The sequence below is a fragment of the Demequina iriomotensis genome (assembly GCF_000971395.1).
GTDB classification, from domain to species: Bacteria; Actinomycetota; Actinomycetes; order Actinomycetales; family Demequinaceae; genus Demequina; species Demequina iriomotensis.
The window spans coordinates 1-23,883 of the sequence record NZ_BBME01000017.1; the positions used below are offsets into that span (position 1 = coordinate 1).

General features: G+C 72.2%; 26 protein-coding genes and 1 tRNA gene. 7 read left to right on the forward strand and 20 right to left on the reverse strand.

The window, feature by feature from the left end:
- The 3 genes from AOM09_RS11730 to AOM09_RS11740 form a co-directional block, all read right to left on the reverse strand.
- Positions 1-1,044: tyrosine-type recombinase/integrase (locus AOM09_RS11730; RefSeq protein WP_228375132.1), on the reverse strand; the 1,044-nt coding region annotated here is incomplete at its 3' end.
- 4 nt (positions 1,045-1,048) lie between these two features.
- Positions 1,049-1,279 carry a helix-turn-helix domain-containing protein gene (locus AOM09_RS11735; protein WP_062388664.1) on the reverse strand — a complete coding sequence of 77 codons (231 nt, stop codon included), beginning with the start codon at positions 1,277-1,279 and terminating at the stop codon, positions 1,049-1,051.
- Positions 1,280-1,471: 192 nt separating this feature from the next.
- Positions 1,472-1,545 (reverse strand) — tRNA-Pro (locus AOM09_RS11740).
- A 178-nt stretch (positions 1,546-1,723) separates the two neighbouring features.
- Here AOM09_RS11740 and AOM09_RS11745 point away from each other — a divergent pair.
- Both AOM09_RS11745 and AOM09_RS11750 read left to right on the forward strand, forming a co-directional pair.
- The gene (locus AOM09_RS11745; protein WP_228375133.1) at positions 1,724-3,004 is read left to right on the forward strand and encodes a flavin-containing monooxygenase; all 1,281 of its coding nucleotides are present in this window, start codon (positions 1,724-1,726) and stop codon (positions 3,002-3,004) included.
- On the forward strand, positions 3,001-3,888 hold the full coding sequence (locus AOM09_RS11750; RefSeq protein WP_062388667.1) for an SDR family NAD(P)-dependent oxidoreductase: 888 nt from the start codon (positions 3,001-3,003) through the stop codon (positions 3,886-3,888). The genes AOM09_RS11745 and AOM09_RS11750 overlap by 4 nt, the downstream gene beginning before the upstream one ends.
- 7 nt (positions 3,889-3,895) lie before the next feature.
- On the opposite strand, the gene AOM09_RS11755 is transcribed toward AOM09_RS11750, so the two are convergent.
- Together AOM09_RS11755 and AOM09_RS11760 are read right to left on the reverse strand one after the other, a co-directional pair.
- Positions 3,896-5,056, reverse strand: a complete 1,161-nt coding sequence (locus AOM09_RS11755; RefSeq protein WP_062388670.1) for a GGDEF domain-containing protein — start codon at positions 5,054-5,056, stop codon at positions 3,896-3,898.
- The gene (locus AOM09_RS11760; RefSeq protein ID WP_062388672.1) at positions 5,053-6,249 is read right to left on the reverse strand and encodes a GGDEF domain-containing protein; all 1,197 of its coding nucleotides are present in this window, start codon (positions 6,247-6,249) and stop codon (positions 5,053-5,055) included. The genes AOM09_RS11755 and AOM09_RS11760 overlap by 4 nt, the downstream gene beginning before the upstream one ends.
- A gap of 132 nt (positions 6,250-6,381) precedes the next feature.
- On the opposite strand from AOM09_RS11760, the gene AOM09_RS11765 reads away from it, so the two are divergent.
- Both AOM09_RS11765 and AOM09_RS11770 read left to right on the forward strand, forming a co-directional pair.
- Entirely contained in the window at positions 6,382-7,377 is a 996-nt protein-coding gene (locus AOM09_RS11765; protein ID WP_062388675.1) for a pyroglutamyl-peptidase I family protein, read from the forward strand.
- Positions 7,378-7,396: 19 nt separating this feature from the next.
- Positions 7,397-8,005, forward strand: a complete 609-nt coding sequence (locus AOM09_RS11770) for a nucleoside deaminase (protein ID WP_062388677.1) — start codon at positions 7,397-7,399, stop codon at positions 8,003-8,005.
- Positions 8,006-8,014: 9 nt separating this feature from the next.
- Here the strand turns inward: AOM09_RS11770 and AOM09_RS11775 are convergent, their stop codons facing one another.
- Entirely contained in the window at positions 8,015-9,364 is a 1,350-nt protein-coding gene (locus tag AOM09_RS11775; protein WP_062388680.1) for an MFS transporter, read from the reverse strand.
- A gap of 91 nt (positions 9,365-9,455) precedes the next feature.
- Here AOM09_RS11775 and AOM09_RS11780 point away from each other — a divergent pair, with 91 nt between their 5' ends.
- From AOM09_RS11780 to AOM09_RS11790, 3 genes are read left to right on the forward strand one after another with little or no spacing between them, the layout of a single operon-like run.
- The gene (locus tag AOM09_RS11780; protein WP_062388681.1) at positions 9,456-10,382 is read left to right on the forward strand and encodes an alpha/beta hydrolase; all 927 of its coding nucleotides are present in this window, start codon (positions 9,456-9,458) and stop codon (positions 10,380-10,382) included.
- Complete coding sequence (locus AOM09_RS11785) at positions 10,379-11,149, forward strand: glycerophosphodiester phosphodiesterase family protein (protein ID WP_062388684.1); 771 nt, start codon at positions 10,379-10,381, stop codon at positions 11,147-11,149. Before AOM09_RS11780 ends, AOM09_RS11785 begins: the two co-directional genes overlap by 4 nt.
- Positions 11,146-11,559, forward strand: a complete 414-nt coding sequence (locus tag AOM09_RS11790; protein WP_062389033.1) for a DUF1801 domain-containing protein — start codon at positions 11,146-11,148, stop codon at positions 11,557-11,559. Before AOM09_RS11785 ends, AOM09_RS11790 begins: the two co-directional genes overlap by 4 nt.
- Positions 11,560-11,705: 146 nt before the next feature.
- Here the strand turns inward: AOM09_RS11790 and der are convergent, their stop codons facing one another.
- Genes der through AOM09_RS11860 form a run of 14 tightly spaced genes read right to left on the reverse strand, consistent with a single transcriptional unit; the run spans position 11,706 to position 23,767 of the window.
- The gene (gene der, locus AOM09_RS11795) at positions 11,706-13,187 is read right to left on the reverse strand and encodes a ribosome biogenesis GTPase Der (RefSeq protein ID WP_062388687.1); all 1,482 of its coding nucleotides are present in this window, start codon (positions 13,185-13,187) and stop codon (positions 11,706-11,708) included.
- Positions 13,184-13,882: a lysophospholipid acyltransferase family protein gene (locus AOM09_RS11800; protein ID WP_082099108.1), complete on the reverse strand. Its 699-nt coding sequence runs from the start codon at positions 13,880-13,882 to the stop codon at positions 13,184-13,186. The genes der and AOM09_RS11800 overlap by 4 nt, the downstream gene beginning before the upstream one ends.
- Positions 13,879-14,610, reverse strand: coding sequence for a (d)CMP kinase (gene cmk, locus AOM09_RS11805; RefSeq protein WP_062388690.1), 732 nt, complete (start codon positions 14,608-14,610; stop codon positions 13,879-13,881). Before cmk ends, AOM09_RS11800 begins: the two co-directional genes overlap by 4 nt.
- Positions 14,607-15,653, reverse strand: a complete 1,047-nt coding sequence (locus AOM09_RS11810; protein ID WP_062388692.1) for a prephenate dehydrogenase — start codon at positions 15,651-15,653, stop codon at positions 14,607-14,609. Before AOM09_RS11810 ends, cmk begins: the two co-directional genes overlap by 4 nt.
- A gap of 7 nt (positions 15,654-15,660) precedes the next feature.
- Positions 15,661-16,023: a chorismate mutase gene (gene aroH, locus AOM09_RS11815; protein WP_062389036.1), complete on the reverse strand. Its 363-nt coding sequence runs from the start codon at positions 16,021-16,023 to the stop codon at positions 15,661-15,663.
- Positions 16,024-16,072: 49 nt separating this feature from the next.
- On the reverse strand, positions 16,073-16,822 hold the full coding sequence (locus AOM09_RS11820; RefSeq protein WP_062388695.1) for a pseudouridine synthase: 750 nt from the start codon (positions 16,820-16,822) through the stop codon (positions 16,073-16,075).
- On the reverse strand, positions 16,822-17,367 hold the full coding sequence (gene scpB / locus AOM09_RS11825) for an SMC-Scp complex subunit ScpB (protein ID WP_062388697.1): 546 nt from the start codon (positions 17,365-17,367) through the stop codon (positions 16,822-16,824). Before scpB ends, AOM09_RS11820 begins: the two co-directional genes overlap by 1 nt.
- Positions 17,364-18,221 (reverse strand): segregation and condensation protein A, encoded by an 858-nt coding sequence (locus AOM09_RS11830; protein ID WP_062388699.1) that lies wholly within the window; start codon positions 18,219-18,221, stop codon positions 17,364-17,366. Before AOM09_RS11830 ends, scpB begins: the two co-directional genes overlap by 4 nt.
- 1 nt (position 18,222) lies before the next feature.
- Entirely contained in the window at positions 18,223-19,038 is an 816-nt protein-coding gene (locus tag AOM09_RS11835; protein WP_062388701.1) for a ParA family protein, read from the reverse strand.
- Positions 19,039-19,070: 32 nt separating this feature from the next.
- On the reverse strand, positions 19,071-19,988 hold the full coding sequence (xerD, locus tag AOM09_RS11840) for a site-specific tyrosine recombinase XerD (protein WP_062388704.1): 918 nt from the start codon (positions 19,986-19,988) through the stop codon (positions 19,071-19,073).
- A gap of 2 nt (positions 19,989-19,990) precedes the next feature.
- Entirely contained in the window at positions 19,991-20,944 is a 954-nt protein-coding gene (locus AOM09_RS11845; RefSeq protein ID WP_082099110.1) for a heme o synthase, read from the reverse strand.
- 53 nt (positions 20,945-20,997) lie between these two features.
- The gene (locus AOM09_RS11850; RefSeq protein WP_062388707.1) at positions 20,998-21,939 is read right to left on the reverse strand and encodes a hypothetical protein; all 942 of its coding nucleotides are present in this window, start codon (positions 21,937-21,939) and stop codon (positions 20,998-21,000) included.
- Positions 21,939-22,448 carry a hypothetical protein gene (locus tag AOM09_RS11855; RefSeq protein WP_228375134.1) on the reverse strand — a complete coding sequence of 170 codons (510 nt, stop codon included), beginning with the start codon at positions 22,446-22,448 and terminating at the stop codon, positions 21,939-21,941. The genes AOM09_RS11850 and AOM09_RS11855 overlap by 1 nt, the downstream gene beginning before the upstream one ends.
- On the reverse strand, positions 22,445-23,767 hold the full coding sequence (locus AOM09_RS11860) for a glycosyltransferase family 2 protein (protein WP_062388709.1): 1,323 nt from the start codon (positions 23,765-23,767) through the stop codon (positions 22,445-22,447). Before AOM09_RS11860 ends, AOM09_RS11855 begins: the two co-directional genes overlap by 4 nt.
- Positions 23,768-23,883 lie beyond the last annotated feature (116 nt).

Consider the following 23,883-nt stretch of genomic DNA (forward strand, 5'->3'; position numbering starts at 1 on the left):
CTCGTCGTTGATCGCGGTCGCGACGGTCCGTCGGAACATGTGCGGCGTGACCCCGGTGATGCCGGCACGCTCGAGCACCATCCGGAACTGACGGCGCACGTTGTTCGTGGTCAGCGGCGTCCCGTCGCGCGTGCAGAACAGCAGCGCGTCGAGCGAGTGGTCCTCCAACCGCGCCAGCCGACGCCGTACGGCCTCGGCGGTGAACGACGGGATCGCCACAGTCCTCACGGACCTCGCCGTCTTCGGGTGGTCCTGCCGCTTCGTCGGCTCACCATGGAGGCTGACGATGGTCCCGGCGATGCGGATCGATGGCGTCGCGCTCGTCACGTCGACATCGCGGCGACGGATGGCCAGCACCTCGCCGATGCGGGCGGAGGTGCCGAGCATGACCTCGACGATCGCGCCGAGCTGCCCGTCCGGCCGCGGGCCGGAGTACGAGCCGCCCATCTCCCAGGAGGCGATCGCCGCGCGCACCGCGTTGACCTCGGTGGCCGTCAACGCGTTCGGTCGCGACGCGGGGCGGCGCAGCGGGGAGACGTGAGCCATGGGATTGCGCGGCAGCACCTCGTGTCGCACCGCCAGCTCGAGCGCGAGCCGGAGCACCGCCCGTGCGTGCTTGGCGCGGCTGTAGCTCTGCCTCGCAAGGACTTTGAGGTACTGGTCGCAACGAGCAACCCCGATCTCTCTCAGCGTGAGGCCCTCGAACACCGGCAGCACGAGCGTGCGCATGTCTCGCTCGTACAGCTCCAATGTGCGCTTCGAGATCCGCCCCTCGAGCTCGAGGTCCTCGAGCCAATACGCGACCAAGTCCGGGAAGGGGCTGTCGGGCGACAGGACCGAGCTGGCGGGCTGGAACAGGCTCCGAATGGCGAGCTTGGCCTTCAATGCCTGCTCGGCCTGGCTACGCGTGTTGGCGGTGGCCTGCACCAGCCGGCTCTTGCCATCCCAGTCGCGGTAGCGCGTCCGCGCGACCACGCGCCCGCGGGGCGCCTCGAGGTAGGCGATGTCGCCAAACGTGCCGATGGTCAGTCGCGCGCGTGCCACGGTGTCACCTCCCCTCCGCAGGAGAGGCATCGCGCTGCTGCTCGACCCAGGTCCGCACATCGGAGACGGAGAACTTCAGGTGCTTGCCGAAGCGGTACCCGCGCGGTCCGACACCTCGAGTGCGCCAGTCGTACACGGTGGAGACCGGCACGCCCAGGTATGCGGCCAGCTCGCTCACGTCGAGCAGAGGCTCGAGGCCCCAGGCGTTGTCCACAGTGCGGTGTTCGGCGCTCATGCCGCATAGGTGCGGAGCGCGCACCCCAGGCGTCCGGGACCGACCGGCACCAACGCGTCCCTGCCGGAGAGCATCCAGCGGAGGGCGCCTCAGCGAACCCAAAGTGATGAGTATGTGATGACCGGGTCATGTCACTCCATGCAAAAAGTCCTGGCAACCCGTGAGTTACCAGGACTTTCCGCTTGCTACACGTCGGGCTGACAGGATTTGAACCTGCGACCCCCTGACCCCCAGTCAGGTGCGCTACCAAGCTGCGCCACAGCCCGTGACAGCCCGATAACTATATCGGACTCCGGGAGCCTCCAAGACCACTTTCGGCCTCCCGAGCCCAAGATCCGCCCGGATAACGTGGTGACGCCTGGCACGCGCCACGCGCGAAGGTGCTCGCGCATCGTCCCTGCTCTCCCCTAGTCTCTGACCGACTGCTCAATGACGAGGAGAGACGTGCTCGACACCGCCATCATCGGCGCCGGCCCTGCGGGCCTCGCCGCCGCCCACGCCCTCAAGCAGCGCGGGCTGCCCTACACCCACCTCGAGCGCTACACGGCGCCCGGCGGGCTGTGGAACATCGACGCCCCCGGCAGCCCCATGTACGAGTCCGCACACTTCATCTCCTCGCGGACCATGTCGGGGTTCCCGTCCTACCCCATGCCGGACGACTACCCCGACTACCCCGACCACCGCCAGATCCTCGCCTACCTCCAGGGCTTCGCGCGGGACAACCACCTCGACCAGCAGATCGAGTACGGCACCGAGGTTGAGCGCGTCGAGCGCCTCGAGGACGGCTACCGGCTCACGAGGCAGGACGGCCGCACCACCGAGCACGCGCACATCGTCATCGCGTCCGGCGTCCAGTGGATCCCCAACGTGATCGACCTCCCGGGCACGTACGCCGGCGAGGTCCGCCACACCGTGACCTACCGCAGCGCCAAGGAACTCGAAGGCAGAAGGGTCCTGGTGGTCGGCGCGGGCAACTCCGGCGCCGACATCGCGTGCGACGCCGCGCGCAGCGCCGAGCACGCCGCCATCAGCCTGCGCCGCGGCTACCACTTCATCCCCAAGCACGTGTTCGGGAAGCCCTCGGACGTGTTCGCGGACGAGGGCCCGACCATGCCGATGTGGCTCGAGCAGCGTGTCTTCGGTGTCCTGCTCCGCGTCCTCAACGGCGACCTCACTCGGCTGGGCCTGCAGAAGCCGGACCACAAGGTCTTCGAGACGCACCCGCTCATGAACACCCAGCTGCTCCACCACCTGGGCCACGGCGACATCACCGCGCGGCCCGGGATCGCCACCACGAGCGGCACCACGGTCGCCTTCACCGACGGCACCACCGAGGACGTGGACCTCATCCTGCTCGCGACCGGCTACCACCACGCCGTCCCCTACGCGCAGGACCTGGTCGGCGACGGCCCGCACCCCGACTTCTACCTCACGGCCTTCTCCCGCCACGCGGGCCTGTACGGCCTGGGCTTCGTCGAGACGAACGGCGCCGCCTACGTGCTGATGGAGCAGCTCGCCCAGATGATCGCGCAGCACATCGAGGACCGCGGCGCACGCCCCGACCGGTGGCTCGAGTTCGAAAACCTCATCGCGACCGACCAGCCTGACCTCACCCGCGGGATCCGCTTCGTCGACTCGCCCCGCCACGCGGGCTACGTCGACGGCGTCGCGATCACCCGCTACCTCCACAAGACGGCCAAGCGCATGGGCTGGACCATCCCGTGAGCCGCGCCCCCTTCGACCTCGCGGACCGCGTCGTGGTGGTCACCGGCGGCGCCGGCGGCATCGGGCGCGCCTTCAGCGCGCTTGCCGCCGCGCGCGGCGCGCGCATCGTCGTCGTGGACCTGCGGGACGATGCGGCCCTCGCGGCCGTCGACCGCCTCCCCGGCGGCGCCGCTCGCCACAGCGCCGAGGTGGGCGACCTCGCCGAACGTGAGACGGCGGAGGCGATCGTCGCGCGGATCGGCGATCGCCATGGCCGCATCGACGTGCTGGTCAACAACGCCGGCATGACCAGCGCCGACCGCTTCGACACGCGCAGCGTCGAGAGCATCGAGCGCGAGCTCGCGGTCAACCTCACGGCTCCCCTGGTGCTCACGCGCCTCGCGGTGCCGCTGCTGCGCGCCTCCGACGACCCACGGGTGATCACGACCGTGTCGCTCGGCGGCATCTTCCCGCTCGGCGAGACGCCCATCTACACCGCGAGCAAGTTCGGGCTCCGCGGCGCGATGCTGTCGATCGCGCTCGACCTGCGCGACAAGGGCATCACCGTGAGCTCGGTGCTGCCCTCGGCGACGGACACGCGCATGCTGCGCCAGGAGGCGCTCGACGGCGGCAACTCCCTGCAGTTCCAGGACCCGCCGCAGTCCCCGGCGCACGTGGCCGCGACCATGATCGGCCTGCTCGACCGCCCCCGCCTCGAGGCCTACCCGCGTCCGAGCGAGTCCTGGCTGGTCCGCGCCGCGATGCTCGTGCCCGGGGCGCTCCCGCGCCTCATGCCGCTGTTCCGCGGCAAGGGCGAGCGCGGGCAGGCCCGCTACATCCGAGGGCTGCGCGAGCGCGGCCTGGTGCGGACCGTCGACGGGATCGAGATCGCGGTCGACGACTGACGCGGGCTCAGCGCGACGCGGCGCCTGTCGAGGGCTCAGGGGCGCGGTACACGATCGCGGCGTCCCGCCCGGCACGCTTCGCCTGGTAGAGGGCGTCGTCGGCGCGCGCGAGCAGCAGGGACAGGCTCAGCCCACGCGTGGCGCCCGCGACGCCGTGGCTGGCCGTCGGCGCGGCGAAGCGCTCGCACGTCATCGACGCGACGTAGTCCCGGGTGACCTCGCGCGCGATCGCGGCGGCGTCCTCGGGCGAGGTGCCGACGAGCACCATGACGAACTCATCCCCGCCGATCCGGCCCAGCACGTCGTCCGGGCCGAGCGCGACGCGCCAGGCACGCGCGAACTCCACCAGCGCGCGGTCCCCCTCGGCGTGACCGCGGGTGTCGTTCACCCGCTTGAAGTGATCGAGGTCCGCGATCACCACGGAGCCCTCGGCACCGTCGGCGAGGGCGCGCTCCGCGCGCACCAGCAGCTCGCCCCGGTTGAGCACCCCCGTGAGGTGGTCCGTGGTCGCGCGGCGCTCGAGCTCGACCCTGGATCGCGCGTCGCCCAGCTGCGCGACCGCCAGCGTCACGGTCGCGGTGCTCGCCATCTGGATGAGCGCGGTCACCCCGCTGCCGGTCATCGACGTGAACGCCGCCCCCTCGGGTCCCTGGAGGAAGTAGAGGACCCACCGCAGCGTGTAGAACACGGTGAGCACCGTCGCCGTGATGGCGATGGTCCGCACCTCGGTGCTTCCCGCCCGCTCGCGATGATGCCAGAGCTCGTCGGCCGCCGCCCCGGAGCAGGCACCCAACGCGATGAGCATGTAGCCGCCACCCGCCCAGGCGTTGACCGCGGGATCCTCGAGGAGCGTGGAGACGCCGCCACCGGCGACCACCGTCGCCAGCAGCCACCACGGCACGCGCGCGCCACGCACCCGCCGCGCAGTCGCGATCATGAGGGTGCCGCCCAGCACCGCGGCCATGTTCGCGAGCGGCGCGGTGTACCGCTGCGCCGGCGTCCCGTCGCCCAGGAACAGCAGCGTGCCGAGCGTGAAGGCGACGAGCGCGCCGAGCCATGCGGCCGCGACCGAGCCCGCGCCGTCGCGGCGCGCCACGAAGCCGGTGTAGATCATCGCCAGGAGCACGAGCACGGCGAGCGCGACGCGCATGCTCAGCGCGTCGATCACAGCGCCTCTCCCGCCGCCTGCGCGAGCGGGCGCCCGTACACGCGCATCGTGCCGCCGCCGGCGGCCTTGGCCTCGTACAGCGCCATGTCGGCACGCCCGAGGAGCACCTCGGGGCTCGTCCGCGGCTCGACGGCCGCCAGCCCGTAGCTCGCGGCCGGCACGAGCGTGACGTGATCCGCCGCGGCCGCATCGAGCAGCGGCGGCACCGCGCCCACCCGTGCCCGCGCGCCGTCGAGCCCGACCGCGGACAGCAGGAGCACGAACTCGTCGCCGCCCAGGCGCCCGAAGACGTCCGCCGGTCCGAGCAGCCCGCCCCACGCCTCGGTGAAGGCGACCAGGGCCCGGTCGCCCGCGCCGTGCCCCCACCTGTCGTTGATCTCCTTGAAGCCGTCGAGGTCGCACATCACGATCACGTCGCCCGCCACGGGCTCCGCCGCCAGCCGCGACTCGAGCCGGCTCATGAGCTCGCCGCGCGAGAGCACCCCCGTGAGGTGATCGGTGGTCGCCCGGCGCTCGAGCCGGTCCCGCCGCCGCAGCTCGCCGAGCGAGCCCAGCGAGAACGTGACGGCGGCGACCCCGCCGATCTGCACGAGCCCGGTGAGGGCCATGCCCGCCGACGTGCCGAAGACCGAGTCGTCGCGCCCCTCGAGCAGCACCGAGACCCAGCGCGCGAGGTAGAGCGCGGCGAGGACCTCGGCCGCGAGCGTGAACGCCGTGAACGCTCGCGCCTCGACGCGCCTCGTGGTGAGGCGGTCCGGGCCGAGCGCGCGCAGCGCCGACCACGTCTCGGCGGCGATCAGCCCGTAGGCGCCCGCGAGCACCGCGAACATGAACGTCGAACCCGCCCACGCATCGTCCATCGGGCGCTCGACGGCCGCGCTCGCCACGGTGCCGACGAGCGCGAATGCGCTCGCGACCCACGGCGGCGTCCGTCCGCGGATGGCGCGCACCGCGTACAGCACGCACAGCACCGAGGCCACCCCGATCGCGTTGCCCACGGGCACGGTGAGCCACTGCACCGGGGTGCCGTTGCCGAGGTCGAACGCGAGGCTCGCCACGGTGAGCCCCAGCGCGGCGCCCCACCAGCGCGGCGCGGACGAGGTCCATACGCGCGCGACGGTGCCGACGACGTGGAAGAGCGACAGCGCGACCACCACGGCGAGCGCGACCCGCACGCTCGTGGGATCGATCATGGCGACACCCTAGGGGGTGTCCTCACGCGCGCGAACCGCACTGTGGGGAACCCCACACGGGCTCAACCCGACGCTCGATCCGTCGATGGGCACGTCCCCGGCGACGGACGTCCGAACGCCTACTCTATGAGCATGGCTCGCGTTCTCATCACCGCCCTCGAACCGCTGCCGGGCACCGTCGGCGACGGCTCCGCCGACGCCGCCCGGATCCTCGCCGAGACGTGGCAGGGCTCCGCAGAGATCGTCGCGCGGGACCTGGCCCCGGCGTACACCGAGGCGTCGCGGCGCCTGCGCGCCTCCGTCGCCAAGCACCTGCCCGACGCGGTGATCCTCGTGGCGACTCACGAGGGCGCGAGCGGCGTCGCGATCGAGCGTCTCGCGGTCAACCTGGACGATGCTCGGGTGGCCGATGCGCACGGCTCCCAGCCTGTCGACGCACCGGTGGTCGCCGGCGCGCCGGCGGGGCTGTGGACCACGCTTCCCGCCCGCGAGATCCTCGAGGCGCTCGAGGCGCGCAGCCTGCCGGCGACGCTGTCGGTCAACGCCGGGAGCGGCCTCGCGAACCACGTGTTCTACGTCCTCCAGCGCGAGCTCGCCGAATGGGGCGTCCCGAGCGGACTGGTGCGGCTCCCGCCCACCGTCGCAAGCGCCTCGGGCGCCCTCACGCTTCCGGTCGAGGTGCTCGCCGAGGCGCTCCGCACGGTGGTCGAGACCGTCATGGGCGAGCAGCCGGCGCCGGCGCAGCCCGTCGCCGCCGAGCCCGCGTTCGACCCCGAGGCGACCCAGCCGTTCCTCATGCCGATCCAGGAGCCCATCGCCGAGCCGGTGCCGGAGCGCGCACCCGCCGCGGCGCCCCTCACCGTCGCGCCGACTCTCGCCCCTCGCGAGCCGGCCTCCCTCCCTCCCGCGGCCGGACGCCCCGAGGCGCCGCCCGCCCCCGCGCTCGTGCCGCCGTGGGAGCCTACGTCCGGCGAGGTGCCGGCCTATCAGCCGCAGGTGGCCGCACCCGAGCGTCCGGCGCCCGCGGCGCAGGAGCCGACGGCCAAGGACCCCGCGAAGGCACCCGACAAAAGCGCCCCGCGCCACCCCACGTGGGATGAGATCATCTCCGGCAAGCACTCCGGCTGACCCGCTACCAGGAGGTTCGATGGCCCACGGGCTCGCGACGAGCGTCACCCTGTCCCTGCCCGCATGGCTCGTCGAGTCGATCCCCGGGTTGCCCGAGGCGCTTCCCACGCACGAGTCGCAGATGGCGCTCGTGCATCGTCTCGCCGATCGCAACTGGCGCGAGGGCGGCGGCGGGCCGTTCGCGGCGATCGTCGTCGACGCGGTGACCGGCGAGCTCGTGTCGGTGGGCGTCAACGTGGTCCTGGGCACCGGCGTGAGCGCCGGCCACGCCGAGGTGATGGCGCTCACGCTCGCGCAGCAGCGGCTCGGGGTGTGGGACCTGGGCGCCGAGCGCGACCTCGCGCTCGTGGTCAACTGGCGGCCATGCGTCCAGTGCTACGGCGCCACGCTGTGGTCCGGCGTGCGCCACCTGGTGGTCGCCGGCGAGGGACCCGAGCTCGAGCGCCTTACGCGCTTCGACGAGGGCCCCGTGGTCGCGGACTGGGCGCAGCAGTTCGAGGCGCGCGGCATCGCCGTCACCTCCGACGTGCTGCGCGAGGAGGCGCTGGCGGTGTACCGCGCGTACGGGCAGTCCGCGGCGACGGTCTACAACGCGCGGGGCGCGGGCCCCATCGAGCACACGCCGTAGCCCGCGCGCTCAGCGCACCGGGAGCTTGACGAACAGCATGCTCACGAACCCGGCGAGGATCACGGAGATGATGCCGAGCACCCCCCAGATCGTGTCGTGGGTGATCTGGATCGCTAGCCACCACATCGCCGGCGCGAGGAACGAGACGGCGCGGCCGGTGGTCGCGTACAGGCCGAAGATCTCGCCCTGCTTGCCGGCGGGGCTGATCCGCGCCAGGAGCGAGCGCGACGCGGACTGCACGGGGCCCACGAAGAGGCACAGCACCAGCCCCGCGACCCAGAACACCACCGTGCCGTACGGCTCGAGGAACGCGACGGCGAGTCCGGCCACCACCATGCCGCCGAGCGACCACAGGATCAGGCGGCGCGCGCCGAAGCGGTCGTCGAGCAGCCCCGACGCCATCGTCGCCACGCCGGCCACCAGGTTCGCGGCGACGCCGAAGTACATCACCTGCGCGGTCGAGAATCCGTACGCGGCGGACGCGATGATCGCGCCGAATGTGAACACGCCCGCGAGGCCGTCGCGGTAGATCGCGCTCGACAGCAGGAACCAGAGCGTGTGCCGCTCCTCGCGCCACAGCCGCACCAGGTCGCGCCACAGCCGTGCGTAGCCGCCGAGCAGCGACACCGCCGCCCGGCCCGTGCCGGGCGCCTCCGGGACGTAGCGGAACAGCGGCCACGCGAACGCGACCGTCCACAGCGCACAGCCGACCGCGATGAGGCGGTACGCCATGCCGTTGGAGGTGTCCATCCCGAACCAGTCGGCCTCGCTCAGCAGCACCACCACGACGAGCGCGACGATGCCGCCCGTGTAGCCGAAGCCCCATCCGAGGCCCGAGACGCGACCCATCGTGCGTGGCGTGGTGACCTGTGTGATGAGCGCGTTGTAGTGGACGCCGCCGATCTCGGAGAAGATCGAGCCCACCGCGATCAGCCCGGCGCCGAGCACGAAGTACGCGGGCGCCGCCTCGACGAAGTACAGCGCGGCCATGCACAGCACCAGCAGCCCCGTGCACCACGCGAGCGACCGCTTGCGGCGCCCCGACGTGTCGGCGCGCTGGCCGATGACGGGGGCGAGCAGCGCGATCACCACCGCGGCGAGCGTCATCGCGAGCCCGAAGCTGCCCGAGAGGTCCGCCTTCGCGGCCTCGTACGCCGGGTCATCCTCCCCGAGCGCCACGACGGCCGGGTCCATGAACGAGTCGGACACCAGGTAGACGGCGGCGAACACGAACGTGATGATGACGGAGTTGTAGGGCTGGGTCGCCCAGTCCCACAGCGCCCACGCGAACACGCGGCCCCGGGGGATGCTGCGCTCGGAGGCGGCGGGCCCCGTCGACGTCGTCGTCTCGGAAGTCATGGGCCAAGAGTGCCCGCCCCCGATGAATGATGCGCGACCAACACGCGAACGCGGCGTGAACGATGCGCGTGAAGGTGGCACGATCGAGGCTATGGACCGGCATGAGACCTGGGAGGACGATGCGCTCGCCGGCTTCGAGCGCCGTCCCGTCGGCGCCGCGACGCTCGTGCGGGCGAGCGACGCGCCCGCCTCGCCCGTGGGCGTGGCGCTGCACGTGCACGGGTACAACGACTACTTCTTCCAGTCCCACCTGGCCCGCTTCTTCACCGACCGCGGGCTGCTCTTCCACGCGGTCGACCTGCGCCGCGCGGGACGCTCGCTGCGCGAGGGCGACGTCCCGCACCTCATCGACGACATCGCCGAGCTGGGCGAGGACCTCACCGCCGCGGCCGACGCGATCGCCGGCGCCCACCCCGGCCTCCCCCTGGTGGTCCACGCCCACTCGACCGGCGGGCTCGCGGCGGCGGTGTGGGCGTCGGACGCTCTCCACCCCGCCCTCGCAGGGCTGGCGCTCGACAGCCCGTACTTCGCCCGCCGGGGTACGCGCAGCCAGCGCATCGGCCTGCGCGCCGTCCCGCTGCTCGCGCGGGCGCGTCCGCACATGGTGGTGCACGACGCCCCCTCGCACTACGCCGCTCACCTGCTCACCGACGCGGGAGGGGCCTGGGGGTTCGATGTCGCCTTGAAGAACCCCGCCGGCGTCCCCGTGCGCGCCGCGTGGCTCGCCGCCGCGCTCGCCGCGCAGTCCCGCGTCGCGCGCGGGCTGGACATCCGCGTGCCGGTGCTCCTCGCACGCGCCCACTCCTCCGGCCCGGACTCCCCCGACAACCCCCTGCTGGGCCTCCAGGACACGGTGGTCGACGTGGCGGCCATCGCGCGCCTCGCGCCTCGACTCGGTGCCCGCGTGACGGAGGCCGTCATCACCGGCGGGGTCCATGACCTGTCGCTCTCATCACCCGTTCCCCGCGCGGCCTACCTGCGTGCCGTCGCATCCTGGCTCGAGGAGGTGCTCGCATGACCGCACGCCCCACCCACCCCTACTTCGACGTGCCCTTCACCGCGCTCGCCCATCGCGGCTTCTCGCGCGACGGGCTCGAGAACTCGATGGCGGCCTTCCAGGCGGCCGTGGACCTGGGCTTCCGCTACCTGGAGACCGACGGTCACGGCACCGCCGACGGGGTCGCGGTCGCGCTGCACGATGCGTCGCTGGACCGGACCACGGACGCCGAGGGCGAGGTGGCGGAGCTGCCGTGGGAGACCGTGAGGCGTGCCCGCATCGGCGGCGTCGAGCCGGTGCCCCTGCTCGAGGACGTCCTCGGCACCTGGCCCGACGTCCGGGTGAACATCGACGTCAAGGCCGAGTCCGGCATCGTGCCCATCGCCGAGGCGATCGAGCGCACGGGCGCTCACGACCGCGTGTGCGTGGCATCGTTCTCCGCGCAGCGTCGCGAGGCGACGGTGGCGCGCCTGAGCCGCCCCGTCGCGACGTCGGCGGGCACCAGCGAGGCGGCGCGCTTCTTTGTCGGCGGCCTGCTGGGGCTCGGGACCCTGCGCTCCCTGCGCGGCGTCGACGGCCTGCAGATCCCCTGGCGGGTCGGCGTGGTCCCGGTCCTCGCGCAGCGCCACATCCGCCTCGCCCACCAGGCCGGCAAGGTGGTCCACGTGTGGACCGTCAACCGGCGCGAGGAGATGGAATCGCTGATCGACGCCGGGGTCGACGGCATCGTGTCCGACCGCGCCGACCTGCTGCGCAAGGTCCTCGAGGCACGGGGCATGTGGCGATGAGCAAGACGCAGCCCACGGACGTGCCCGTCGAGGCCTTCGTCACGGCCGTCCAGCCCGACCGCCGCCGCGAGGAGGCCGAGCGCGTGGTCGCGCTCGTCACCGCGGTCACCGGCGTCGAGCCCGTGATGTGGGGGCCGTCGATCATCGGCTGGGGCACGATGCACTACCGCTACGCGACTGGACGGGAGGGCGACTGGATGGCGGTCGGCTTCTCACCGCGCAAGGCGCAGCTCACGTTCTACGGGCTCAAGGACACCCCGGAGGGCGAGGGCCTGCTGTCAGGTCTCGGCCCGCACACCACGGGCGCTGGCTGCGTGTACGTCAAGCGCCTCGACGCGATCGATCTCGAGGTGCTCGAGGACCTGGTGGAGATCGCCTTCACCCGCGGCGACTACGACGCCCTCGCCTGACGCGTCCCACGTCGGCGCGACTCCGCGGACGGCCCGTATGTCGGACCGCCGACGCGCGGCTCCGAGCTGTGTGCCGGTGCCGGCCCGTGTGACGGTCCGATGCGCGATCGGACCGACATACGGGCCGGCGGTCGCCAGCCGTCCGCCTACTTCTTGCGGCCTCGCTTCTCGCGCACGCGCACCGAGATCTGGATCGGGGTGCCCTCGAAGCCGAAGTTCTCGCGCAGGCGGCGCTCGATGAAGCGGCGGTACTGAGGGTCCAGGAAGCCCGAGGTGAAGATGACGAACCGCGGCGGACGCGTCGCGGCCTGCGTCGCGAACAGGATCTTGGGCTGCTTGCCGCCGCGGACCGGGTGCGGGTGCTCCGCGACCAGCTCGCCGAGGAACGAGTTGAGCCGTCCAGTCGAGATGCGCTGGTCCCAGCTGGACAGCGCGAGGTCGATCGCGGGGAGCAGCCGGTTGGTGTGCCAGCCGGTCTTCGCGGACAGGTTCACGCGCGGCACCCACTGGTGCTGCACCATGTCCTTCTCGATGGACCGCTCAAGCAGGAAGCGCTCGTCCTCGCCCACGAGGTCCCACTTGTTGAACACGAAGATCACGGCACGGCCGGCGTCGGTCGCCTGGGAGATGACGCGCAGGTCCTGGTCGGTCAGCGGCACCGAGCCGTCGAGCAGCACGAGGGCGACCTCGGCACGCTCGATCGCGGTCTGCGTGCGCAGCGACGCGTAGAAGTCGGCGCCCTTGGACATGTGGACGCGGCGGCGGATGCCGGCGGTGTCCACGAGCATCCACGTGCGGCCGCCGATCTCGACCAGCTCGTCGACGGGGTCGCGGGTGGTGCCCGCGAGCTCGTTCACCACGACGCGCTCGGACCCGGCGAGCTTGTTGAGCAGCGAGGACTTGCCCACGTTCGGGCGGCCGATGAGGGCGATCCGCCGCGGCGCGTCCTGGTCGACCTCGACCTGGTGCATCTCGGTCGGCAGGATCGCCATCGCGGCGTCGAGCAGGTCGCCCGTGCCGCGGCCGTGCAGCGCGGACACCGGGTACGGCTCGCCTAGCCCCAGGTTCCACAGCGCGGCGGCCTCGAGCTCGCCCTGCGGGCCGTCCACCTTGTTCGCGGCGAGCACCACGGGCTTGCCCGACTGGCGCAGCAGCTTGACCACCTGCTCGTCGGTCGCGGTCGCGCCCACCATGGCGTCGACGACGAAGAGCACGGCGTCGGCCATCTCGATCCCGGCCTCGGCGGCCTGCGCCACCGAGAGGTCGATGCCGGTGACGTTCTTCTCCCAGCCGCCCGTGTCGAGCAGCGTGAAGTCGCGACCCGCCCACTCCGCCTTGTAGGCCACGCGGTCGCGCGTCACGCCGGGCTTGTCCTCGACCACCGCGAGGCGCTTGCCGATGATGCGGTTCACCAGCGTCGACTTGCCCACGTTCGGGCGGCCGATGATCGCGAGGACCGGCAGCGCCTCCTCGGTCTCGGGCAGCGGCTCGCCCGTGAGCTCGGCGAGGTCCTCGGGGGTGAGGTCGTACTCGTCGAGGCCCGCGCGCAGCGCGGCCTCGCGGATCTCGTCGAGCGACTCGGGCGCGTCCGACTCGTGGGGCGCCGGAAGCGGCTGCTCGTCCGTCATGCAAGGTCCTTCTGTTGGCGCGCCTCACGGCGCGGGTCGTCGAGCGGAAGCTCGAGGTCTGTCGTGTCAAGGGTACGGGTCACCTGGTCGCGAAGCGCCTCCGCGAGCCGCTCGGCAGCCCACGCCTGCTTCGCACGGCCTCCCCGGACATCGTCCGGAGGCGTGAGCACCCGCGGCTCCCCGAAGGCCACGAGGAGCCTGCGGCCGGGGCGGGGCCAGATGTTCACGGACTCCCCCGTGCGGCGCGAGCCGATGATGGCGGTGGGCACCACCGGGGCGCCCGACTGGATCGCGAGCCACGCCGCGCCGCCGTGGACGGCCTCCGCGGTGCCGACGCCGCGCGTGCCCTCGGGGAACACGCCGATGACGTCGCCGCGGCGCAGGACCGCGAGGCCCTGCGCGAGCGCCTCACGCCCGGAGCCCTCGACGGTGATCTGCTGCGCGGCCCGGAGGATGGCACCGAGCGCACCGGTCATCATGCCCGCGCGGATGAGGAAGTGCGAGCCGCGCGGGATCACGCCGTGGACCACGGGGCCGTCGATGAGGCCCACGTGGTTGCACACCACGATCGCCGCGCCGGCGCTCGGGACGTGCCCGCGCCCGCGCACCTCGGTGCGCCACAGCACGCGCGCAAGGAACCGGCCGACCCAGCGGGACCAGCGCGGCCCCCACCGGCTCGGGACGGATGCGGTCACTCGTTCCCCGCGGTCTCGGCGGACGATGCCTCGGTGGCCTCGTCCGCATCGTCCCCACGCACCTCGGCGACCAGGTCGAGCACGGCCTGGACGGCCTCCTCGATGGTGAGCTCGGAGGTGTCCAGCGTGTGGACCCCGTCCGCCGCGGTGTGGAACTGCACCACGGTGGAGTCCTTCTTGTCGCGGCCCAGCACGGCCTCGCGGACCGTGGCGAGGTCGGCGCCCTCGCCCGCGCGACGCGCGACGCGGATCTCCTCGTCGGCCGTCATGAGGATGCGCACGTCAGCGTCGGGCGCGATCACGGTGGTGATGTCGCGCCCCTCGGCGACGATGCCGCGCCCCTCGGAGTACCCGCCCTCGAGCTCCCCGGCGATGATGTCGCGCTGCCACTGCCCCAGCGCGGCGCGCGCCTCGAGGTTGGTGGCGACCTTGGACACGGTGAGCGCGACGGAGTCGGTGCGGATGAGCGCGCTCACGTCCTCGTCCTCGAGCACCACGCGCGGGTTGCGCGGGTCGAGCACGAGCGTGACGTTCATGGTCTCGACCACGGCGGCGACGTCGGACTCCTGGGCGAGGTCGACGCCCTCCCGCATGCACCACAGGGTCGCCACGCGGTACGTGGCGCCCGTGTCGAAGTACGCGAGGCCCAGGCGGCGCGCGACCTCCCTCGCGACGGTGGACTTGCCGGTCCCCGCGGGACCGTCGATGGCGATGGACACTCCGGTCATGAGGCGGCGATCTCCCAACCCTGACGCTCGAGCGCGGCGACCAGGTCGCCGGCGCGCGAGGGCAGCACGTAGAGCGTCGTCAGGCCCACCGGCTGCCGCGGCGAGTGCTCGATGGCGATGTCCTCGACGTTGACGTCCACCTCGGCCGTGTGCGACAGGAGACGCAGCAGCTGACCGGGGGTGTCGGGGACGATGACGGTGACCGGCGCCCAGTCGCGCGTCGCCCCGCCGTGCTTGCCGGGGATGCGCGCGACCTCGAAGCGGCCGCGGTCGATGAGGTCGGTGAGGGCCTCGCCGATGTCGTCGGCCTCCCTCACCTCCTCGAGGTCGTCGATGATGTGGCCGAGCGTCTCGACCAGGTGCGAGCGGTTCATCCGCGCGATGTCGGCCCACATGCCGGGCAGCGAGGCGGCGATGCGCGTGACGTCGCGCAGCCCCTGACCCGCGAGGGCCACATCGTCCGCGTCGAGGATGCCCAGCGCCGCGGCGACGGCCGACGCCGCGACCTGGGGCGCGTGCGAGACCCGGGCGACCGCCGCATCGTGCGCCGCCGCGTCCATCGTCACCACGTCGCACTGCAGCGCGGCGGGCACCTGCGTGACGAGCGCGACGGCCTCCGCCGTGGCGCCGTTGGGGCACAGCACCCACGGGCGCGCCTTGAACAGGTCGCCCTGGGCGCCCAGGCCGCCGGAGACCTCGCGGCCCGCCATCGGATGCGAGCCGACGTAGCGGGACGATGCGCCGGTCGCCTCCGCGGCGGCGGCGATGGGCGCCTTCACGCTCGCGACGTCCGTCACCACGGCGTCCGCGTAGCGGCCGAGGGCGGCGGCCACGACGGCCGGCGCCGCCGACGGCGGGACCGCGACGATGACCAGGGCGGGCGCATCGTCGCCGGGCGCGCCGCCGGCGCCGATCGAGCGCGCGAGCGCCTGCGCCTCGGCGTCGTTGTCCTCGATGGTGACGTCCCAGCCCTCGGTGCTCAGGCCGATGCCGACGCTCGCGCCGATGAGGCCGGCGCCGATGATGTGCGTGCGGGGTGACATGGCGCTCCTACTGCGCGAGGTCGCGACGCAGGCTCACCGCGCCGCGCAGGTACACGTGCGAGATCTCCTCGCGCGGGCGCTCGAGCTGCGCGTGCATCATGACGCGCACCACCAGCGGGAGCGCGCCCGGGACCGCCATCTCCTGCGCGCACATGAGCGGCACGGCGCCGAAGCCCATGCGGCGCGCGGCGGCGGCCGGGAAATCGCTGACGATGTCGGGCGTGCACGTGAAGATCACCGAGATCAGGTCGTCGGTGGTGAGGGAGTTCTCCCGCATGAGCGCCTCGACCAGCTCGGTGGTGCGCTCGTGCAGGTGGTCCTTCTCGTCACGGTCCAGGGTGATGGCGCCACGGATCGCACGGATTGTCATGGCGACCATCGTATCGGTCGCGGGACCACCCGCCGGGCGCCGGCCCCTGCTACATGCCCGCGATGTCCATGAGGCGACCGACCTCGCCCGGGGACAGCTCGCGCAGCTCGCCCGGCGCCATGGTGCCCAGGCGGATGGGGCCGAACTGCGTGCGCACCAGCTCGAGCACGGGATGCCCGACCTTGTCGAACATGCGGCGGACGATGCGGTTGCGGCCCTCGTGCAGCTCGACCTGGACCAGGGACGAATCCTTGGCGACGTCCAGCACGGTGCACGCGGTGGCGCGCACCGGGCCGTCGTCGAGGTCCACGCCCTGCTTGAGCTGGGTGGGGATGTGCTTGGACACCCGCCCCCTCACCTTCGCGACGTAGACCTTGGAGACGCCGTGCGTGGGGTGCGCGAGGCGGTTCGCGAGCTCGCCGTCGTTGGTGAGCAGCAGCAGGCCGGTGGTCTCGGCATCCAGGCGGCCCACGTGGAACAGCCGCTCGTCGTACTGCTTCACGAACTGGTCGAGCGCCGGGCGCCCCTGCGGGTCGCTCATGGTCGACACGACGCCGAACGGCTTGTTGAGCACCACCGTGACGTGGCCCGCCGCGACCGAGATGCGCTCGCCGTCGACGGCGATCACCACCTCGTCGGGATCGACGCGCACGCCCAGCTGGTCGACCACCTCGCCGTCGACCGTGACGCGGCCGCGCTCGATGAGCTCCTCGCACTTGCGTCGCGAGCCGACGCCGGCGGACGCCAGCACCTTCTGGAGGCGGATGCCCTCGGGGCGGTGGATCTCGAGATCGGCCATCAGCGGCCCTCCCCATCGATGTCGGCAAGATCGGGCAGGTACGGGGCGAGCGGCGGGAGGTCGTCCAAGGTCGACATCCCCATGCGCTCGAGGAACTCGGTGGACGTGCCGTACAGGACGGCGCCGCCCAGCTCCCCGACCTCGGTGACGAGCCCGCGCGCGGCGAGCGTCTTCATCACCGAGTCGACGTTGACGCCGCGCACCTGGGAGACCTGGCCACGGGTGACGGGCTGGCGGTACGCGACCACCGCGAGGGTCTCGAGCGCGGCCTGGGACAGGCGCGCGGACTGCCCGTCAACGATGAACCGGCCCACCACGTCGGCGAACAGCCGCGACGAGTAGATGCGCCAGCCGCCGTCGACCTCGCGCAGCTCGAAGCCGCGCGGCGCCTCGGGGTCCGCGTACTCGTCGCGCAGCGCGAGCAGCGCGCCCTCGACCTCGCCGAGCGGGACCTCGAGCGCCGCCGCGAGCTCGGCGGCGGGCACCGGCTCGTCGACCACCATGAGCACCGCCTCGAGCGCCCCTCGGAGCGTCACCTCGTTCACGTCGTCTCCCCGTCCTCCGCCGCCAGGCCCGCGGCCTGCGAGGCGACGCCCAGCGCATCGTCCTCATCGAACTCCGCGGACACCTCGACCGCGGAGTCGCCGCCGGTCCAACGGACCGTCAGCTCGCCGAGGGAGCGTACCTGGTCGAAGGCGACCACGGCCTCCCGGAACAGCTCGAGCAGCGCGAGGAAGCGTGCGACCACCACGGCGGTGCTGCCCGCGTCGCGCGTGAGCGAGCGGAACGACACCGCGCCCTCGCGCTGGAGGCGCGTGGTGATGACCACGGCCTGCTCGCGCACGCTCACGGCGGGGTTGTGGAGGTGGGCGATGCTCACGGTGGGCACGGCCTTGGGCTGGAGCGCGTGCGCCGCGAGCTGCGCGAGCATCTCCGGCGTCACGGTCCACACGAGCTCGGGCAGCAGCATCGCGAACTGCGGCTCCAGCGGAACGTCGCGCGGGACGCGACGGGGCGCGGCGAGCATCGTCTCGAAGGCCGCCGCCGCCTGCTTGAACGCGCGGTACTGGAGCAGCCGGGCGAAGAGGAGGTCGCGGGCCTCGAGCAGCTCGAGGTCCTCGACGTCGTCGACCTCGCCCTGCGGAAGCAGGCGCGCCGCCTTGAGGTCGAGCAGCGTCGCCGCGACCACCAGGAACTCGGAGGCCTGCGAGAGGTCCCAGTCGCCCTCGCGCGACGCGATGGTGGCGAGGAACTCGTCCGTGACGCGCGCGAGCGAGACCTCGGTGATCTCGAGCTGATGCTTGGAGATCAGGCTCAGCAGCAGGTCGAACGGGCCCTCGAAGTTGTCGAGGTGGACCTCGAAGCCCCGCGGGGCGCCCTCGACCGCCTGCTCGGTCACGCTACGCGGCGACCCCGCGCGCCACGAGCTCGCGCGCGAGCTGACGGTAGGCCTCGGCGCCGGCGTGCGCGGGGGCGAACGACGTGATGGGCTCGGCCGCGACGGTGGCATCGGGGAACTTCACGGTGCGGTGGATCATCGTGTCGGTGACCCGGTCGCCGAACGCGTCGCGCACGCGCTCGACCACCTCCTGCGCGTGCAGGGTGCGGCCGTCGTACAGCGTGGGGACGATCGCGTCGATGGTGAGGCGCGTGTTGAGACGGTCCTGCACCTTGTTGATGGTGTCGACCAGGAGCTTGACGCCGCGCATCGCGAAGTACTCGGACGCGAGCGGGATCACCACGCCGTGCGCCGCGACGAGCGCGTTGACAGTGAGCAGGCCGAGCGACGGCTGGCAGTCGATGAGGATCGCGTCGTAGTCGTCGAGGACCGGGCGCAGCGCACGCGCGAGGGCGCTCTCGCGCGCCACCTCGCCGACCAGCTGGACCTCGGCCGCCGAGAGGTCGATGTTCGCGGGCAGGAGGTCGAGCCCCGGCACCTTGGTCTCGAGGATGACCTCGCGCGTCGAGACGCCCGTCTCCATGAGGAGGTCGTAGACCGTGCGGTCGAGCGCGTCGGCGTTGATCCCGAGGCCCGCGGAGGCCGCGCCCTGGGGGTCGAAGTCGATGAGGAGGACCTTGCGCCCGTACTCCGCGAGGGCCGCGGCGAGGTTGACCGACGTGGTCGTCTTTCCCACGCCGCCCTTCTGGTTGCACAGCGCGACGACGCGCGCGGGACCGTGGCTGGGAAGGGGCTCGGGTGCAGGGAACTCGGTCACGCGCCAACCTTACCGCCCGGCGAGGACGGTCCTCAGCGGGCGCGCGGGTGCGTGGCGGCATACACCTCGCGCAGCGTGTCGCGGGTCACGAGCGTGTAGATCTGGGTGGTCGTGACGGACGCATGGCCCAGCAGCTCCTGCACCACGCGGACGTCCGCGCCGCCGTTGAGCAGGTGCGTCGCGAACGAGTGACGGAGGGTGTGCGGCGAGACGTCGTCGACCCCCGCGCGCTCGGCCGCCGAGCGGAGGATCGCCCACGCGGACTGTCGCGACAGCCGGCCGCCGCGCGTGTTGAGGAACAGCGCCGCGGTGCCAGCGCCCGCCTGCGCGTACGGCGCGCGGGCACGCACCAGGTAGGCCTCGAGCGCCTCGACGGCGTAGCCGCCGACCGGGACGATGCGCTCCTTGCGTCCCTTGCCGCGGAGCAGCACGGCCTCCTCCCCCGCCGCGAGCTCGACGTCGTCGACGTCGAGGCCGACGGCCTCCGAGATGCGGGCGCCCGTGGCGTAGACGAGCTCGAGCAGCGCGCGGTCCCTCAGCGGGGCGAGCCCGTCGCCAGCGCCGGCCTGGCCCAGGATGCGGGCGACCTCGTCGGTGCTGATCGCCTTGGGCAGGCGCTTGGGGATCGCGCGCGGCTTGACCTGGGCCGACGGATCGGCCTGGGTCCAGCCCTCGAGCACCGCGAACCGATGCCAGCCGCGCACCGCGACCACGGTGCGGGAAGCCGATGCGGGGGCCAGGGCCCGGCCCCCGTCCTCGCCCGAGCTGACGGCCTGGGCGAACGCGGCGACGTCCTCCCTCGCGACCTCGGCGAGATCGTCGAGACCGCGCGAGCCCAGGAAGGAGACGTAGCGGTCGAGGTCGCGGCGGTACGCGGCGACGGTGTTCGGGCTCAGCCCGCGCTCCACGGCGACGTGCGCCAGATAGGCGTCACGCTGCCGCGTCAGCATCCTCAGCGGACCGCGAGGACGTCGGTGAGGAAGGGATCGACCATGATCGCGGCGAACACGATCGACAGGTACGTGATCGACGCGTGGAACAGGCGCATCTCCTTGAGCCGCTCCTCGCCGCGGCTGGAGCGCAGGTAGAGCGACACGCAGCCCCACAGGAACCACGCGCCGGCGGCGGCAGCCGCGGCGACGTAGACCCACGTCATGCCCGCGACCCACGCGAGCGCGAGGCTCGTCGCGACCATCGCGGCGGCGTAGCCGACCATCTCGATCGCGACCTTGCGCACGGGCGCGACCACGGGGAGCATCGGCACGCGGGCCTGCTCGTAGTCGCCCTTGAACTTCATCGACAGCGGCCAGTAGTGCGGCGGCGTCCAGAAGAAGATGATGAGGAACAGCAGGAACGGCGTCCAGGACAGCTCCTGCGTGACGGCCGCCCAGCCGATCAGCACCGGCATGCAGCCCGCCATGCCGCCCCACACGATGTTCTGCGCGGTGCGGCGCTTGAGGATCATCGTGTAGACCACGGCGTAGCCGAAGATCGCGACCACGTTGAGGACGGCGGCGAGCGGCGAGCCGACCACGAGCCAGAACCACAGGGTCGAGACCACGGACAGCACCCACGCGAAGATGAGCGCGCCGCGCGGCGACGCCGCGCCGGTGACGAGCGGGCGCCGGCGCGTGCGCTTCATCACCGCGTCGATGTCGCGGTCGAGGTAGCTGTTGAACACCTGCGCGCCGCCCGCCGAGAGCGCACCGCCCACGAGGGTGCCCACCAGGAGCCCCAGCGACGGCCAGCCGTCGGCGGCGAGCACCATGGTCGGGATGGTGGTGACGAGCAGCAGCTCGATGATCCGCGGCTTGGTCAGCGCGACGTACGCGCGCACCACCGACGCCACCGAGCGGGAGGCCGCGGCGGGCGCGGCGGCATGGGCCTCGGTGGTGGCGATCGGCATGCGGACAAGTGTAGCCGCGCGGACCGGGACCAGGGTCCGTGGCGCGGGGACGCTCACCCGGTCGGATGAAGCCCGACCCGCTCGCTCCAGGTGTCGACCGTGGCGTCCTCGATCGTCAGCTCGTAGACCGCCTCGAGGGCCGCCTCCTCCTCGGTCATGCCGTCGCTGAAGCCGGGCACGCGCGCGTCGAAGAGCGCGGCCACGTCTGCGAACGCGACCTCGGCGCGCCGGATGCTCGCCCGCGTGCTCGTGATGGTCGCGCCGGCGTCCGTCGGGACCGTCACCACGGCGATGCGGCCCGTGTCGAGCTCACCCTCCTTGGTCCCCTGCGGCGAGCGCGTCACGTACCAGGTGCCGGGACGGTCGGTGGTGACGAAGCGCATGAGCCGGCTCACGGGCTGGCCGTCGTCGTCCACGCTCGAGAGCACCAGGACCGACGCACGGCTCGCGACGTCCGCGAAGAGCGCCGCCGCCCGGTCCGCGAAGATGTCGCCCTTGCGACGGCTCGTCTCCTTGGCGTACGCGAGCGCCTCGCCCACCGAGTCGAAGCGGCCCGTCTCGATGAAGGAGAGGATCTGAGGGACGTACGCCGCGACGTCCTCGTCACGGTAGTAGAACTCGAGCCACCGGCGCCCCGCGTGCAGGTCGCCGCTGTACTTGTCGCGGAGCCGCTGCGCCTTGCGCGCCACCAGCCGCCGGCCCCACGGGCGTCGCAGCAGCTCGCGGCCCGCCGTCACCCCGAGCGCGCCGGCGACGGCCACGCTCACGAGCCCCAGCAGCCACCACGCGGGACGCGTGGGGAAGGTCGACACCGCCGCCGCGTAGAGCGCGACGTCGAGCACCACCACCGCCGCGACCACGGCCGCGACGACGAGCGTCTCGTAGCGCTTGAGCTCGAACTGCATCGAGGATGTCGCGCGCTGGCGTCGCTTGAGATGGAGCTGGCGCTGCTCCATCTCCGCGACGACGGCCTGGTCCTCCCGAGACAGCGCCATCAGTCCACCCCGTAGGTGCGGTAGCGGCTGCGCAGCTCGTAGGTCTCGATGTCGCTGTGGCCCTCGACGCGGATCGCCCGCTGCGCGTGGCGCAGCTCCTCGGGGCCGAACTTCTCGGCGTACCAGTCGCCCGCGAGCTCGAGCCGGAGCGCCAGGCGCTCCTCGTCGTACGTGGTGATGCGCGCGCGGCGCTTCGCCTGCACGCGGTCGACGATGTGCAGGACGAGGAAAAAGACCAGGTAGAACACGAGGATCAGCGCGAGGAAGCTCAGCGCGACCTCCCAGATGACGAAGCCCTCGTGGTAGCCCCACCACCCCCGGTCCGGATCGTCGCGGTAGTAGAGCGAGGACGCGGTGATGACGATCGGCAGCAGCGCGAGGATCCAGGTCGCCACCACCGCGAGCAGCTGCCCGACGGGTCGCAGGCTGCGCCAGCGGGTGAAGAACCAGTCGACGGTCACCTCTCTCTCGTCGACCGTGTGCAACCTGTAGTCGCGACCCTCGGTCATGACGTCCCTCCCGGCGTCTCGTGAGGTTGTTGGAGGCTGGACGATCGCTCCGGGGACTTCCACGTCCCGCCGTCGCGCTGGGACCACGTCTTCGCGAGCGACGGGATGAGCTCCCAGGCGACGGTCCAGGTGTTCACCATCCAGTAGCCGAGCAGGTAGAGCGGACCGAACGCCACGTACTTGAGGGTCCTCCCCCGATCGTTGTAGAGCGAGGCGAGCGTGAGCTGGGCCAGCCCGATCACCATCTGCAGGGAGACGAAGATGCCGGCCATGTACCAGGTGTGCCAGAACCTCTCCCAGTCGCCGGAGACGGCGAAGAAACCCTGGGTGAGGAGGAAGATCGCGAGGGTGATCCAGTAGATCAGGCTCCACACCACCGAGATCGTGTAGTCCGCGACCACCGGCATCATGCGGAAGTTCCGCAGCGGATGCTTGAGAAGCTTGGGCCCCTTGCTCGCGAGCACGCGGACGCCGCCCGCCGACCACCGATGCCGCTGCTTCACCAGCGAGCGCAGCTGCTCGGGGACGTCGAGGAAGAACCTGATGTGGGGCGCGAACGTCGCCCGCCACCCGGCGGTCTGCATGTCCCACGCGATCGCGATGTCCTCCGTGGGCTGCTCGGCATGCCACCCGCCGATGTCGAGCACCGCCTGCCGGCGGTACATCGTGTTGGCGCCGGAGAAGGCGAACAGCGCGCCGTAGGCGAGCTGGCCGCGCTTGATGAGGCCGATGATGGAGTTGAGCTCGTTCTGCTGCGCCTCGGCGGTCAGCGTGGTGCGGTTGGCCGCGAGCATGTTGCCCGTCACGGCCCCCAGGTTGTGCCCGCCCTCGCGCTCGAAGTAGCTGAGGTACTGCCAGATCGCGTCCGGGTTGGGCTTGGTGTCGGCGTCGTTGCAGAGCAGGAAGTCGCCCTTGGCGTACGCGAGCGCGCAGTTGAGGCCGTGGGCCTTGCCGCGGTTGTTGACGATGGTGACGGTCCGCAGGTTGTCGAACTCCTCCTGAAGCGCGACGAGGATCTCCGCCGTCCGGTCGGTCGAGGCGTCGTCGACCACCATGATCTCGTACCTGTCCGGCGGATAGTTGAGGGTCCCCACGAGGTAGCGGATGGTGCCCTCGATCGACGCCTCCTCGTTGTGCGCCGGGATCAGGATCGTGACGAACGGCTCGCCGTGCTCGAGGGGCCGGGGCCTGTCACGCCTCTCCGACAGCACGCGGTAGTAGAAGCTCGACACCAGGAAGCCGAGGCCGCCGACGATCGGGTACGACACGAGGATGAAGATGAGCAGCAGCTCGAACCATCCGCCGGGCGTCTCCGGCATGCGGGCCTCCCCGATCGGTGTCCTTGTCCCCTCCGTTCGACGGTAACCCCGCATCGGCGCCGCCACACCGCGACCTCGGTCCCAGGGCGGATCAACGCAATGTGAACGTCCTACAA

Bases quoted from the DNA above. Each gene is read 5' to 3' on its own strand.
- AOM09_RS11860 (WP_062388709.1), bottom strand. From the start codon at position 23,767: ATGCCGGAGACGCCCGGCGGATGGTTCGAGCTGCTGCTCATCTTCATC.
- AOM09_RS11775 (WP_062388680.1), bottom strand. From the start codon at position 9,364: ATGACTTCCGAGACGACGACGTCGACGGGGCCCGCCGCCTCCGAGCGC.
- AOM09_RS11790 (WP_062389033.1), top strand. From the start codon at position 11,146: ATGAGCAAGACGCAGCCCACGGACGTGCCCGTCGAGGCCTTCGTCACG.
- AOM09_RS11855 (WP_228375134.1), bottom strand. From the start codon at position 22,448: ATGACCGAGGGTCGCGACTACAGGTTGCACACGGTCGACGAGAGAGAG.
- AOM09_RS11785 (WP_062388684.1), top strand. From the start codon at position 10,379: ATGACCGCACGCCCCACCCACCCCTACTTCGACGTGCCCTTCACCGCG.
- AOM09_RS11765 (WP_062388675.1), top strand. From the start codon at position 6,382: ATGGCTCGCGTTCTCATCACCGCCCTCGAACCGCTGCCGGGCACCGTC.
- AOM09_RS11845 (WP_082099110.1), bottom strand. From the start codon at position 20,944: ATGCCGATCGCCACCACCGAGGCCCATGCCGCCGCGCCCGCCGCGGCC.
- AOM09_RS11770 (WP_062388677.1), top strand. From the start codon at position 7,397: ATGGCCCACGGGCTCGCGACGAGCGTCACCCTGTCCCTGCCCGCATGG.
- xerD (WP_062388704.1), bottom strand. From the start codon at position 19,988: ATGCTGACGCGGCAGCGTGACGCCTATCTGGCGCACGTCGCCGTGGAG.
- aroH (WP_062389036.1), bottom strand. From the start codon at position 16,023: ATGACAATCCGTGCGATCCGTGGCGCCATCACCCTGGACCGTGACGAG.
- AOM09_RS11760 (WP_062388672.1), bottom strand. From the start codon at position 6,249: ATGATCGATCCCACGAGCGTGCGGGTCGCGCTCGCCGTGGTGGTCGCG.
- cmk (WP_062388690.1), bottom strand. From the start codon at position 14,610: ATGACCGGAGTGTCCATCGCCATCGACGGTCCCGCGGGGACCGGCAAG.
- der (WP_062388687.1), bottom strand. From the start codon at position 13,187: ATGACGGACGAGCAGCCGCTTCCGGCGCCCCACGAGTCGGACGCGCCC.
- AOM09_RS11780 (WP_062388681.1), top strand. From the start codon at position 9,456: ATGGACCGGCATGAGACCTGGGAGGACGATGCGCTCGCCGGCTTCGAG.
- AOM09_RS11735 (WP_062388664.1), bottom strand. From the start codon at position 1,279: ATGAGCGCCGAACACCGCACTGTGGACAACGCCTGGGGCCTCGAGCCT.
- AOM09_RS11850 (WP_062388707.1), bottom strand. From the start codon at position 21,939: ATGGCGCTGTCTCGGGAGGACCAGGCCGTCGTCGCGGAGATGGAGCAG.
- AOM09_RS11810 (WP_062388692.1), bottom strand. From the start codon at position 15,653: ATGTCACCCCGCACGCACATCATCGGCGCCGGCCTCATCGGCGCGAGC.
- AOM09_RS11820 (WP_062388695.1), bottom strand. From the start codon at position 16,822: ATGGCCGATCTCGAGATCCACCGCCCCGAGGGCATCCGCCTCCAGAAG.